We start from the raw sequence: 12,902 nt of genomic DNA on the forward strand, positions 1-12,902 counted from the left end.
CCTGTGGACAACGCGGGTGCCGGGGTGACAGGAGGCGGCAGGATGGCACGCCTCACCTGCCAGGCGCGGCTTGCCATCCTACCTTAGAACGGGTTGAGAGCGAGCGCGACCGGGTCGAGACCATCGCGCACGAACGATAAGGCCGAAGGCCGACGGAGAGGCAGGAGACACGGACGATGGCGCTACCCGAACGCGAGGGCATGGATTTCGACGTGGTGATCGTCGGCGCGGGGCCGGCGGGTCTCGCCGCGGCGATCCGCCTGAAGCAGCGCGCCGCCGAAGCCGGCGAGGAGATCAGCGTCGTCGTGGTGGAGAAGGGCTCCGAGGTCGGCGCCCACATCCTCTCGGGCGCGGTGATCGACCCGTCCGGCCTCGATCTCCTGGTGCCGGACTGGCGCGACGACCCCGAGCGTCCGCTCAAGACCGCCGTCGAGCGCGACGAGTTCATGTTCCTGACCAAGAACAGCGGCGTCACCCTGCCGAACGTGTTCTTCCCCAAGCTGATGTCGAACCACGGCAACTTCGTCGGCTCGCTCTCGAACGTGACGAAGTATCTGGGCGCCAGGGCCGAGGCGCTCGGCGTCGAGATCTATCCGGGCTTCCCGGCCGCCGAGGTGCTCTACGACGAGCGCGGCGCGGTCATCGGCGTCGCCACGGGCGATCTCGGCATCGGCCGCTCGGGCGATCCGCGCGACGACTACACCCGCGGCATGGAGCTTCGCGGCAAGTACACGATCTTCGGCGAGGGCGCCCGCGGCTCGCTCACCAAGACCCTGATCGACCGTTTCAAGCTCAACGCCGGCCGCGACCACCAGAAGTACGGGCTCGGCGTGAAGGAGTTGTGGCAGCTGGCGCCGGGCAAGTTCGAGCCCGGCCTCGTCCAGCACACGATGGGCTGGCCCCTGCCCAACAAGGCCGGAGGCGGCTCCTGGCTCTACCATTTCGACGACCATCTCCTCTCGGTCGGCTTCGTCACGCACCTGAACTACGAGAACCCGACCCTGTCGCCGTTCGAGGAGTTCCAGCGCTTCAAGACCCATCCGATGATCGCCGAGACCTTCGAGGGCGCCAAGCGCATCGGCTACGGCGCGCGCGCCATCATGGAGGGCGGCTGGCAGTCGGTGCCGAAGCTCGTCTTCCCGGGCGGTTGCCTCGTCGGGGACTCGGCCGGTTTCGTGAACGTGCCGCGCATCAAGGGCTCGCACAACGCGGTGCTCTCCGGCATCCAGGCCGCGGACGCGATCGGCGAGGCGCTCAAGGCCGGACGCCAGGGCGACGAGCTCGCCGCCTACGATCGCGGCTGGCGCGACAGCCCGATCGGGCTGGACCTGAAGCGCGTGCGCAACGTCAAGCCGCTCTGGTCCAAGTACGGCACGCTGGTCGGCGTCGGCCTTGGCGGGCTCGACATGTGGTCGAACACCATCCTCGACGCCTCGCCCTTCGGCACGCTCTCCCACGGCAAGCCGGATCACGCCTGCCTGAAGCCGCTCTCGGAGGTGACGCCGATCGTCTACCCGAAGCCCGACGGCAAACTCACCTTCGACCGGCTCTCCTCGGTCTACCTCTCGAACACGAACCATGAGGAGGACCAGCCGCCCCATCTGCAGGTCAAGGATCCCGGCCTGCAGAAGTCGTCCGAGCACGACGTCTTCGGGGGGCCGAGCGCGCGCTATTGCCCGGCGGGCGTCTACGAGTGGGTGGAGGACGCGGCGGCCCAGGGCGGCGTGCGATACCAGATCAACGCGCAGAACTGCGTCCACTGCAAGACCTGCGATATCAAGGACCCGAACCAGAACATCAACTGGGTCACGCCGGAAGGACCGGGCGGGCCGAACTACCCGAACATGTGAGGGCTTCCGGGACGGCGCCGGCAGGGGCATGCGCAGGTCGTTCTTGGGTATCGACGCTTCGGTTCTCTTCCGCCGGCATTCCGTGGCCGCGTCGGCGGAACCCGGGCTCCATGGACACCGTCCTGCTCCGTCCTGCCGCTGCGGTGTGCACGGATCCCGGGCCCGCCTGCGGCGCGCCCGGATTTCGGTGGGGGCGTGGGGTCGTCGGCGGCGATCGCCCCGGGTGACGGCCGGGGCCGAGACGCGGTCCTGCACCTCGGCTATGCTCCGGCCCGAGGTCGGCTCACGGCCGGTGAAGGAGGGTCGATGACGCGTAGCAGGCCTCGCCGGAACGGCCGGCCCCTGTCGGCCCTGCTCCTGGCCACGATCCTGGCGGGCGGGAGCCTCCCGCTCGGTGGGACGCCGGTGCATGCGCAGTGGGGTGACAGCTACGACGCGCCCCGACGCCGGCCCCGCGACTCCTATTACGCCCGCGACGACGCCTATCGGCCGCCGCCGCGCCGCTACGCGCCGCCCCAGGAGGCGCCGCGCCAGTTCTACTGGCCCTGGGAGGACCGCCCGCAGCCGCAGGCGCAGCCCCCCGCCGCCGAGCCGGCCTATCGGCGCCCGCGTCCGCGCCCGGCAGAGACGACGCGCTCCTCCGAGGGGAGCCGGCCCGCCGTGAAGCGCCAGACGCGGTCGGCCCCCGCCGCGCCGCCGAAGCCCGCGGTCGCCAAGACGGAACCGAACATCCAGATCGCGGTGTTCGGCGACTCGCTCGCGGACCATCTCAGCCGCGGCCTCGACGACGTGTTCGAGGACAACGCCGACGTCGCCGTGATCGACCGCGCCAAGGGTGACAGCGGCCTCGTGCGCCGCGATGTCGTCGATTGGCCGAAGGCGGCGGAGGATTACCTGAAGGCCAGTCCGAAGGTCGCCTACGCGGTGGTGATGCTGGGTGCCAACGACCGGCAGGCGATCCGTGAGGGCGAGGAAAGCGTCGAGCCACTGAGCGAGCGCTGGCGCGAGATCTACCGCGCCCGCGCCGCCGCGCTGGTGAACGTGTTCCGCGGCCGCAAGCTGCCGCTGATCTGGGTAAGCGCACCGCCGATGCGCAGCGAGAGCCTCACCCGGGACCTCGCGGCGATCAACGACATCGTCCGCGAGGTGGTCCAGCGCGAGGGCGGCATCTGGGTCGATGTCTGGCCGGGCTTCGTGGACGACCGCAACCGCTACACCGCGTCGGGTCCCGATCTCGAAGGCCAGACGGCGAAGCTGCGCACCTCGGACGGCGTGCACTTCACCCATGCGGGCGCGCGCAAGCTCGCCCACTTCGTTGATGTGGAACTGAAGCGCCTGATGGGGAACGCCGCGCCGACGCCGGAGGCGCCCGCCGCGGTCTCGGCCGCGCCGGGCCCCGCCCTCGACGGGGCACCGGCCAAGCTCGACGACGTGGCGGCGATCGACCGCCAGATCACCGCGATGCTGCCGAGCCTGCCCGAGCCGCCCGGAATCCCGGCCCTGCCGGTGAAGGCCGCCGCAGGGCCGGTGGTGCCGCTCGGCCGCGCCGAGATTTCGCCCGGCGGCGCGCTGATCAGCGGGCGCCCGCAGGACGGCGACCCCTCCGGCAACGTTGACCGCGCCCTGCAGCGCGGCACCGCCCCCATGCCGCAGCCCGGCCGCGCCGACGACTTCCGCTGGCCGCCGGGATAGGTCCCGGTTTCGAAAGGCCTGAGGCCTTTCGTGGGTGCGGGGTGAAACCCTGCTTTTGAAAGCTCCGCCCCGGCAGAGCGGGGGCGGAGCTTTCAATCCCGGGGCTGCGCGCCCCGGGACCCCGCCTGCAGCGCCTCTAGGCGCCGAAAGGGCCTCGGGCCCTTTGGGATCCCCGGACCTTACCGCGGCAGGATCGTCGCGCCCATCAGGTGCTCGTCGATGGCGCGGGCCGCCTGGCGGCCCTCGCGGATCGCCCAGACGATCAGGGACTGGCCGCGGCGCATGTCGCCCGCCGCCCAGACCTTCGGGTCGGAGGTGCGGTAATCCTCGTCGTTCGCCTCGATGTTGCCGCGCTTCGTCATCGCGACGCCGGACTGCTCCAGCAGCCCCTTCTGGACCGAGCCCGCGAAGCCGATCGCCATGAAGACGAGGTCGGCCGGCAGCACGAACTCGGTGCCGGGGATCGGCTGGCGCTTCTCATCCACGCGCGCGCAGACCACGCCGGTGACGCGGCCCTTCTTGTTGGCCTCCAGCCGCAAAGTGGCGGCCTGGAACTCGCGCTCGGCACCTTCGGCCTGGCTCGACGAAGTCCGCATCTTGGTCGGCCAGTAGGGCCACACCGAGAGCTTGTCCTCGCGCTCCGGCGGGCGGGGGCGGATGTCGAGCTGCGTAACCGAGAGCGCGCCCTGGCGGAAGGCGGTGCCGACGCAGTCGGAGGCCGTGTCGCCGCCGCCGATGACGACGACGTTCTTGCCAGCCGCGACGATCGGCGGCTCGCCGTTGCCCGGCATCGGCTCGGCGGCCACGCGCCGGTTCGACTGGACGAGGTAGGGCATCGCGTAGTGCACGCCCTCCAAGTCCTGGTTCGGCAATTGCGGGTTGCGCGGGTCCTCGGCGCCGCCGCAGAACATCACGGCGTCGAACTCGGCCTTCAGCTCCTCGACGGACTTCGTCACGCCGATGTTCTGGTTGTAGTGGAAGACGACGCCCTCGGCCTCCATCTGCTTCACGCGCCGGTCGATGTGGCGCTTCTCCATCTTGAAGTCCGGGATGCCGTAGCGAAGCAGGCCGCCGGCCTTCGGCTCCCGCTCGAAGACGTGCACGTCGTGCCCGACGCGGGCGAGCTGCTGGGCGGCGGCCATGCCGGCCGGGCCCGAGCCGACAATCGCCACGCGCTTGCCCGTGCGGGTCTCGGCCGGCTCGGGCTTCACCCAGCCCATGTTCCAGGCCCGGTCGGCGATCGCCTGCTCGATCGTCTTGATGGCGACCGGCTGGTTCTCGAGGTTCAGCGTGCAGGCCTCCTCGCAGGGGGCGGGGCAGACGCGGCCGGTGAACTCGGGAAAGTTGTTGGTGGAGTGCAGGTTGCGCGCGGCCTCCTCCCAGTCCGACTGGAAGACGAGGTCGTTCCAATCCGGGATCTGGTTGTGCACCGGGCAGCCCGTGGGCCCGTGACAGAACGGGATGCCGCAATCCATGCAGCGCGCCGCCTGCTTGGTGAGGTCATGCTCGTCGAGCGGCAGCGTGAACTCGCGGAAGTGCCGGATCCGGTCGGCGGCGAGCTGGTACTTCTGCTCCTGCCGGTCGAATTCGAGGAAACCCGTGATCTTGCCCATCGGTCAGCCCCTGGGCCCGCGCGTCTCCCGACTGCGCCGCCCGCATCGTCCAATATCCTGAGCGCGTGACCGGGCGGCGAACCGCCCGGTCGTCTGGCGATGCCTACTCGGCCGCCACCGGCATCCGCGCCATCTCCATCTCGCGCAGCGCCCGGCGGTACTCCACCGGCATCACCTTCACGAACTTGGTGCGGTAGTTCGCCCAGTCGTCGAGGATCGCCTTGGCCCGGGGGCTGCCCGTGTACTTGAGATGGTTGGTGAGCAGCTGGCTCAGTCGCTCCTCGTCGTGGCCCGACATGTCGGCCAGGATATCGACGCGCCCCTTGGTCTCCAGGTCGCCGTCCTGGTGGAAGCGGCGCATCAGATCGTCCTCCTCCTCCACGGGCTCCAGATCGACCATCGAGAGGTTGCAGCGCTTCGAGAACGAGCCGTCCTCGTCCAGCACGTAGGCGAGGCCGCCCGACATGCCGGCCGCGAAGTTGCGGCCCGTCTCGCCGATCGACACCACGACGCCGCCGGTCATGTACTCGCAGCCGTGGTCGCCCATGCCCTCGACCACCGCGATGGCACCGGAGTTGCGCACGGCGAAGCGCTCGCCCGCGGAGCCGCGGATGTAGCACTCGCCCGCGATCGCCCCGTACAGGACCGTGTTGCCGGCCATGATGGTGCGGCCTTCCGCCGACTTCAGCGCCTCGCTCGGGCGGATGATCAGCTTGCCGCCCGAAAGCCCCTTGCCGATGTAGTCGTTGCCGTGGCCGGTGAGCTCGATGGTGACGCCGGCCGCGACCCAGGCGCCGAAGCTCTGGCCCGAGGTGCCGCGGAGCTTCACCACGATGGTATCGTCCGGTAGCCCCTCGTGGCCGTGCGCCTTCGCCACCGCGCCGGAGAGCATCGCGCCCGCGGCCCGGTCCGAGTTCTTGATCACCTCCTCGATCACCACCGGCGTGCCGGTCTCGATCGCGCCTTGCGCTTTCGCCAGCAGGCGCCGGTCGAGCACGGTGTCGATCGGGTGGTGCTGGGTCTCGACATGGCGGATCGCCACCTCGGGGCCGACATCGGGCCGGTGGAACAGCTTCGAGAAGTCGAGGCCGCGCGCCTTCCAGTGGGCGATGGCCTCCCGCTTGTCGAGGAAGTCCGAGCGGCCGACCACGTCCTCGAGCTTCGTGAAGCCCATGGCGGCGAGCAGCTCGCGCAGCTCCTCCGCCACGTAGAAGAAGTAGTTCACCACGTGCTCGGGCGTGCCCTTGAAGCGCTTGCGCAGCACCGGATCCTGGGTGGCGACACCGACCGGACAGGTGTTGAGGTGGCACTTGCGCATCATGATGCAGCCCGCCGCGATCAGCGGCGCGGTCGAGAAGCCGTACTGGTCGGCGCCGAGGAGCGCCGCGATCAGCACGTCCCGGCCGGTGCGGATGCCGCCGTCGGCCTGCAGCGCGACGCGGCCGCGCAGGTGGTTGAGCACCAGCGTCTGCTGCGTCTCGGCCAGACCCGTCTCCCAGGGGCCGCCCGCGTGCTTGATCGAGGTGAGCGGGGCCGCGCCCGTGCCGCCGTCGAAGCCGGAGATCGTGATGTGATCGGCGCGCGCCTTGGCGACGCCCGCCGCGACCGTGCCGACGCCGACCTCGGAGACGAGCTTCACGGACACGTCAGCCGCCGGGTTCACGTTCTTCAGGTCGAAGATCAGCTGGGCCAGATCTTCGATCGAGTAGATGTCGTGGTGGGGCGGCGGCGAGATAAGGCCGACGCCGGGCGTCGCGTAGCGGACCTTGGCGATCTTGGCGTCGACCTTGTGGCCGGGCAGCTGGCCGCCCTCGCCGGGCTTGGCGCCCTGCGCGACCTTGATCTGCATCATGTCGGCGTTGACGAGGTACTCGGTCGTGACGCCGAAGCGGCCGGAGGCCACCTGCTTGATCGCCGAGCGGCGCGAGCGCCCGTCCGGCAAGGGCTTGAAGCGCTCGACCTCCTCGCCGCCCTCGCCCGAGTTCGAGCGGCCGCCGAAGGAGTTCAGCGCGATGGCGAGCGTCTCGTGCGCCTCCTTCGAGATCGAGCCGTAGGACATCGCGCCCGTGGCGAAGCGCTTGACGATCTCGGCCGCGGGCTCCACCGCGTCGATCGAGACCGGATCGCGGCCGAGCTCGGCCGCCGACTTGATCTTGAACAGGCCGCGGAGCGTCTTGAGGTGCGTTTCCTCCTCGTTCACGAGGCGGGCGAACTCGCGGTAGCGCTCGGGCAGGCCGAGGCGGACGGCGTGCTGGAGCGTCGCGACGGTGTCTGGCGTCCAGGTGTGGGTCTCGCCGCGGAGCCGATAGGCATACTCGCCGCCCACATCGAGGGCGTGCCGGTAGATCGGCGCGTCCCCGAAGGCGTCGCGGTGACGGCGTGCCGTCTCCTCTGCGACCTCGGCCATGCCGACGCCCTCGATCATCGTCGCGGTGCCGAAGAAGTCCCGCTCGACGAAGGACGAGTTCAGGCCGATCGCGTCGAAGATCTGCGCGCCGCAATAGGACTGGTAGGTCGAGATGCCCATCTTGGACATCACCTTGAGCAGGCCCTTATCGATCGACTTGATGTAGCGGTAGATGATCTCGTCATCGACGAGGTCCGGCGGGTACTCGTCCTTCATCGCCAGCAGCGTCTCGAAGGCGAGGTAGGGGTTGATCGCCTCGGCGCCGTAGCCGGCCAGACACGCGAAGTGGTGCACCTCGCGCGGCTCGCCCGACTCGACCACGAGGCCGACCGAGGTGCGAAGCCCCTTCCGGATCAGGTAGTTGTGCACGGCCGCGGTCGCCAGCAGCGCCGGGATCGGAATCCGGTCCGGCCCGACCGCGCGGTCCGACAGGATGATGATGTTGTAACCGCCGCGCACCGCGACCTCGGCCCGGTCGCAGAGCCGGTCGAGCGCGCCCTCCATCGCCGCCGCACCCGTCTCGGCCGGGTAGGTGATGTCGAGGGTCTTGGTGTCGAAGCGGTCCTCAAAATGGGAGATCGAGCGGATCTTCTCGAGGTCGCCGTTCGTCAGGATCGGCTGGCGCACCTCGAGCCGCTTGCGGCGCGAGGCCCCCTCCATGTCGAGGATGTTTGGCCGGGGCCCGATGAACGAGACGAGGCTCATCACGGCCTCCTCGCGGATCGGGTCGATCGGCGGGTTGGTGACCTGTGCGAAATTTTGCTTGAAGTAGCTGTAGAGCGGCTTCGGCTTGTCGGAGAGGGCGGGCAGCGGCGTGTCCGAGCCCATAGAGCCCACCGCCTCCTGGCCGGTCACGGCCATGGGCTGCATCAGGAGCTTCAGGTCCTCCTGGGTGTAGCCGAAGGCCTGCTGGCGATCGAGCAGGCTGACGTCCGAGCGCGACTCGCGGGGCTGCACCGGGCGCAACTCCTCCAGCACGATCTGGGTGTTCTTCACCCAGTCACCGTAGGGGTGGGCTGCGGCGAGTTCGCCCTTGATCTCCTCGTCGGAGACGATGCGGCCCTTCTGGAGGTCGATCAGCAGCATACGGCCCGGCTGCAGGCGCCAGGACTCGACGATCTTCTCGTCCGGGATCGGCAGGGTGCCCATCTCGGAGGCGAGCACCACCAGCCCGTCATCCGTGACGATGTAGCGGGCAGGGCGCAGGCCGTTGCGGTCGAGCGTCGCGCCGATCTGGCGGCCGTCCGTGAAGCAGACGGCGGCCGGCCCATCCCATGGCTCCATCAGGGCAGCGTGGTACTCGTAGAAGGCACGCCGCTCCTCGCTCATCAGCGGGTTGCCGGCCCAGGCCTCCGGGATCAGCATCATCATGGCGTGGGCGAGCGGGTAGCCGCCCTGCACCAGGAACTCGAGCGCGTTGTCGAAGCAGGCGGTGTCGGATTGGCCCTCGTAGGAGATCGGCCAGAGCTTCGAGATGTCGTTGCCGAACAGCTCCGAATCGACGCTGGCCTGGCGCGCCGCCATCCAGTTCACGTTGCCGCGCAGCGTGTTGATCTCGCCGTTATGCGCGACCATCCGGTAGGGGTGCGACAGGCGCCAGGTCGGGAAGGTGTTGGTGGCGAAGCGCTGGTGCACCAGGGCCAGCGCCGAGACGTAGCGCTCGTCCTTCAGGTCGAGGAAGTAGCCGCCGAGCTGCGTCACCAGCACCATGCCCTTGTAGACGATGGTGCGGCTCGACACCGACACGGGATAGAACGCCATCAGGCGCGGGTCGCCGGCCTTATAGACCTTGTTCGAGATCACCTTGCGGGCAACGTAGACGCGGCGCTCGAAGGCATCCTCGTCGGCGACCGTCGCCGGGCGGCCGATGAAGACCTGCCGGTGGGCCGGCTCGGTCTCCAGCACGGCCTTGCCGAGATCGGACGGATCGACAGGCACGTCGCGCCAGCCGAGCAGCGGCAGGCCCTCGTCGGCGAGCGCCTGCGTGACCAGCTCCTCGACGATGCGGCGGGCCTCTTCCTCCTTCGGCAGGAAGAGCTGGCCGACGGCGTACTGCCCGGCTGGGGGCAGCTCGAAGCCGAGGCGCGAGCACTCCTCCGCGAAGAAGGCGTGCGGGATCTGGGTGAGGATGCCGCAGCCGTCGCCCATCTTCGGGTCGGCGCCGACCGCCCCGCGGTGGTCGAGGTTTTCCAGGATGTTGAGACCCTGCTCGACGATGGAATGCGTGCGGCGGTCCCGCATGTCGGCGACGAAGCCGACACCGCAGGCGTCGCGCTCGTGCGCGGGGTCGTAGGCGCCCTGGGCTTTCGGCAGGGCCGGATCGCGCACGATGAGCGGAGCCGGACCGCCGCGCGGCGCCGGAGCCGTGTTCGTCTCGCCGAAAGCTGCCATGCCCTGATCTTCCATCCCGTTCGATCCGACTGTCCAGGCGATCCGCCCGGAGGCCAGCATGTTTCATGCCCGAACATCAATCGATGCCGGGCCTGTCAATTCGTCTCGTCGGGTTAGACCGGTTCTTCCCTGGGGAAGCGCCCGCCGACCCGCGGGCTCGCCACCAGCCCGTCTTCAGCCGGCGTGGGCCCGAATCGCCGGAGCGGCGATCGGCTTGCGGATGTGTTTCGACGTCGCGACGCGCACGTGACCGACACCTCTGCCCAGGACATGGGCACCCGGGGGGCGCCCGCCGACAAATGGGACAGCCGTACTGTCCTAAAACCGCAAACTGACAGATTCCAATCGTTCCAGCAAGAGGGGTGCGCTTTGTCACGCACGCCCCCTTGCCGCAGGCGCGGGCCTGCCCAACTGCGCGCCGGATCGCGGCGGCCCGGCAGAGGCTGGCGCGTGGCCGGATCGCGCGCCCCGCATTCTCGCCCGAATCTGCTGGTTAACGAAACCTTGCCGAGCACAAGCGGCATGCGGGGCAACGACCCTGCGCGTACGGGCCCCGGACCCGATCCAACGGTCCGGGGCCGTGCCGGTCGAAGCGACCCGCCGGCCCGGCAGAGCGTGAGACAGATCGAGACGCGCATGCAGACGAGTCCGCGAAGCGGTACAGGCCGTCGTTCCACCCGTCGCCGGCTCGGAGCAGGCCTGCGCGCGGCCGCGGCCGCGTGCGCCCTGCTGGCCGGATCGGCTCTCTCGGCTCAGGCCCAGTACGTCTTCGAGGACGAGATCCTGCCCCCGCGCGCGGTCGCCTGGCGCCTGAGCGACCGCGGCTTCACCGGCATCGGCCGCCCGCGCTTCGACGGTCGCGCCTACGTCGTGGAGGCCTTCGACCCGCGCGGCGACCGGGTCCGCCTCGTCGTCGCGCCGGACAGCGGCGCGATCGTCGGGCGCCAGCGCCTCGACGCGCCGGTCGCGCTCGGGCGTCCTGTGCCGGGCTACGGCTGGACCGAGGAGGATTACGGCCCCGCCCGCAGGCCGTCGCGGGCGCAGGAGGCCGAGGGTCTGGTGCCGCCCAGCCGCATCCCGATGCCGGAGGAGCGCGGCGCCTATCCGGCGCGCCCGCTACCGCCCGTCACACCGCGCGCCCACGAGCCCGCGCGCCGTGAGGCGGCCCGCGAGGCGGCCCGCGAGGCCTCCGTGGCCGATCCGGGCGGCAACCCCCTCGGCCTGAACCCGGACACGGCCACCCGTCAGGCCGCGCCGCGCCGGACCGCCCGCACCGCCGTGCCCGGTGAGAAGGCTGCGAGCCCCCGCCTCTCCGACGTCAAGCCGCCCGAGAAGCCCGCCGCCCGCCTGACGCCCGAGGCGCCGCGGCCGGCCGCGCCCGCGGCATCCAAGCCGGAGGCCCCCGCGACCGAGTCGGCCAAGGTCGATCCGAAGGCCGATGCGCCGAGGGGCCCGTCCATGCCCGCCGCACAGACGCCCAAGGCGGCGGACGCGAAGCCCGCCGACAAGCCGGCCGAGAAGTCCGCGGATGCGGGCTGGAAGGATCCGCCGGAGGGCAAGCGCACCGTGCGGGTGATCGGCGGCGCCACGATCGTGCCGGGCACGACCGAGAAGGACGGCGCGACGGCGAACTGAGGCAGGGCCTCACACCGTTTCCGGTTGAAGCGTTCGGTTCGACGCAACGTTTCAGGACGAAGCGCGGGTCCCCTCTCCCATAGGGAGAGGTCTGCTTTCGCAGAAAGCCGGGTGAGGGGTATGAGGCGTCCGAACAGGGCTCGATCTGAACGCGCGTCGATGGCGTGCTCAGCTCTGAAAGGCCATACCCCTCACCCCAACCCTCTCCCTATGGGAGAGGGGGCGCGGCGCGGTTCCAGTGGCGATCTCGGAGACGACCCCGCCATATGCGATCGCCCTGCCCTATGGGAGAGGGGGCGCGGCGCGGTTCATCCCACACGGCCGCACCCATCGACCGGAAACGGTATCAGCCCGGCATCACCAGCCGCTCGCCGCCGCAGAACACCGTCAGCGTGTCCGAGCGCGCGATCGCGCAGAGCGTCATGTCGTGACCGCGGGCGCGCGCGAGCGCCAGGGAGGTCGGGGCCGAGATCGCCACGATCACGGCGGCGCCGAGGCGCGCGGCCTTCTCCACCATCTCGAACGAGCAGCGGCTGGTGATCACCGCGAAGCCCGTCGCCGGGTCGCGGCCGGAGCGCATCAGCGCGCCGATCAGCTTGTCCAGCGCGTTGTGGCGGCCGACATCCTCGCGCACCGCGACGAGCGCGCCGTCGAGATCCGCCCAGGCGGCGGCGTGCACCGCGCGGGTCTCGTGGTTCAGGACCTGCGCCTCGGAGAGCGCCGAGAGCGCCCGCTCGATCGCCGCGACGGTGACGCGGATGGCGGGCGCCGCCCGCATGTCCGCGACCGGCAGCGAGGCGAGGTCCTCGACCCCGCAGACGCCGCAGCCGGTGCGCCCGCTGAGCGCCCGCCTGCGGGCGAGATGCTCGCGCAGCCGCCCCGGCGCGAGGTCCACGAGGAGGCGCACGCCCCCCTGCTCGCCCTCCCGCCCGCTCTCAAGCGCCACGCCCCGGATCTCGTCGGCAGACTCGACGATCCCCTCGGTCAGGCTGAACCCGTAGGCGAAATCCTCGAGGTCGGCCGGCGTCGTCATCATCACCGCGTAGGGCACGCTGCCGTAGACGAGGTTGACCGGCGTCTCGACGGCGAGGGCCCGGCTGTCCGCCCGCGGCTCGGCCTCCCGGTAGGCGACGACCCGCGTCGGCACCCGCACGGCCGGCTCCGGCAGGCCCGCTCCGTTCCCCGCGACATCGTGCCCAGACATCGGCAACCTGCAGCTTCTCGCGGCCTCGACGGCCATCGGGGCCCCTCCTACACCAACCCGCCCGGCGAGCGAGGGTGGCGGGCGCGGATTTGCGACGCGCAGGGTGCGGG

At 70.6% G+C, this 12,902-nt stretch carries 6 protein-coding genes; 3 read left to right on the forward strand and 3 right to left on the reverse strand.

Annotation, left to right across the window (positions count from 1 at the left end):
* The first annotated feature begins 176 nt into the window (after positions 1 to 176).
* Complete coding sequence (locus tag MFF56_RS01325; protein WP_066925899.1) at positions 177 to 1,850, forward strand: electron transfer flavoprotein-ubiquinone oxidoreductase; 1,674 nt, start codon at positions 177 to 179, stop codon at positions 1,848 to 1,850.
* Positions 1,851 to 2,156: 306 nt separating this feature from the next.
* Complete coding sequence (locus tag MFF56_RS01330; RefSeq protein WP_066925902.1) at positions 2,157 to 3,542, forward strand: SGNH/GDSL hydrolase family protein; 1,386 nt, start codon at positions 2,157 to 2,159, stop codon at positions 3,540 to 3,542.
* A gap of 179 nt (positions 3,543 to 3,721) precedes the next feature.
* Here MFF56_RS01330 and MFF56_RS01335 read toward each other — a convergent pair whose 3' ends face one another.
* Complete coding sequence (locus MFF56_RS01335; RefSeq protein WP_066925905.1) at positions 3,722 to 5,155, reverse strand: glutamate synthase subunit beta; 1,434 nt, start codon at positions 5,153 to 5,155, stop codon at positions 3,722 to 3,724.
* 103 nt (positions 5,156 to 5,258) lie between these two features.
* Positions 5,259 to 9,953: a glutamate synthase large subunit gene (gene gltB, locus MFF56_RS01340; RefSeq protein WP_197430709.1), complete on the reverse strand. Its 4,695-nt coding sequence runs from the start codon at positions 9,951 to 9,953 to the stop codon at positions 5,259 to 5,261.
* Positions 9,954 to 10,589: 636 nt separating this feature from the next.
* Here gltB and MFF56_RS01345 point away from each other — a divergent pair.
* Positions 10,590 to 11,588 carry a PepSY domain-containing protein gene (locus tag MFF56_RS01345; protein ID WP_066925910.1) on the forward strand — a complete coding sequence of 333 codons (999 nt, stop codon included), beginning with the start codon at positions 10,590 to 10,592 and terminating at the stop codon, positions 11,586 to 11,588.
* A 346-nt stretch (positions 11,589 to 11,934) separates the two neighbouring features.
* Here MFF56_RS01345 and fdhD read toward each other — a convergent pair whose 3' ends face one another.
* The gene (gene fdhD / locus MFF56_RS01350; RefSeq protein ID WP_238229327.1) at positions 11,935 to 12,792 is read right to left on the reverse strand and encodes a formate dehydrogenase accessory sulfurtransferase FdhD; all 858 of its coding nucleotides are present in this window, start codon (positions 12,790 to 12,792) and stop codon (positions 11,935 to 11,937) included.
* Positions 12,793 to 12,902 lie beyond the last annotated feature (110 nt).

The sequence above is a fragment of the Methylobacterium hispanicum genome (assembly GCF_022179285.1).
Classification (GTDB): Bacteria; Pseudomonadota; Alphaproteobacteria; order Rhizobiales; family Beijerinckiaceae; genus Methylobacterium; species Methylobacterium hispanicum.

Coding starts and splice junctions, on each gene's coding strand:
- gltB (WP_197430709.1), bottom strand. CDS start 9,953: ATGGCAGCTTTCGGCGAGACGAACACGGCTCCGGCGCCGCGCGGCGGT.
- MFF56_RS01325 (WP_066925899.1), top strand. CDS start 177: ATGGCGCTACCCGAACGCGAGGGCATGGATTTCGACGTGGTGATCGTC.
- MFF56_RS01345 (WP_066925910.1), top strand. CDS start 10,590: ATGCAGACGAGTCCGCGAAGCGGTACAGGCCGTCGTTCCACCCGTCGC.
- fdhD (WP_238229327.1), bottom strand. CDS start 12,792: ATGTCTGGGCACGATGTCGCGGGGAACGGAGCGGGCCTGCCGGAGCCG.
- MFF56_RS01335 (WP_066925905.1), bottom strand. CDS start 5,155: ATGGGCAAGATCACGGGTTTCCTCGAATTCGACCGGCAGGAGCAGAAG.
- MFF56_RS01330 (WP_066925902.1), top strand. CDS start 2,157: ATGACGCGTAGCAGGCCTCGCCGGAACGGCCGGCCCCTGTCGGCCCTG.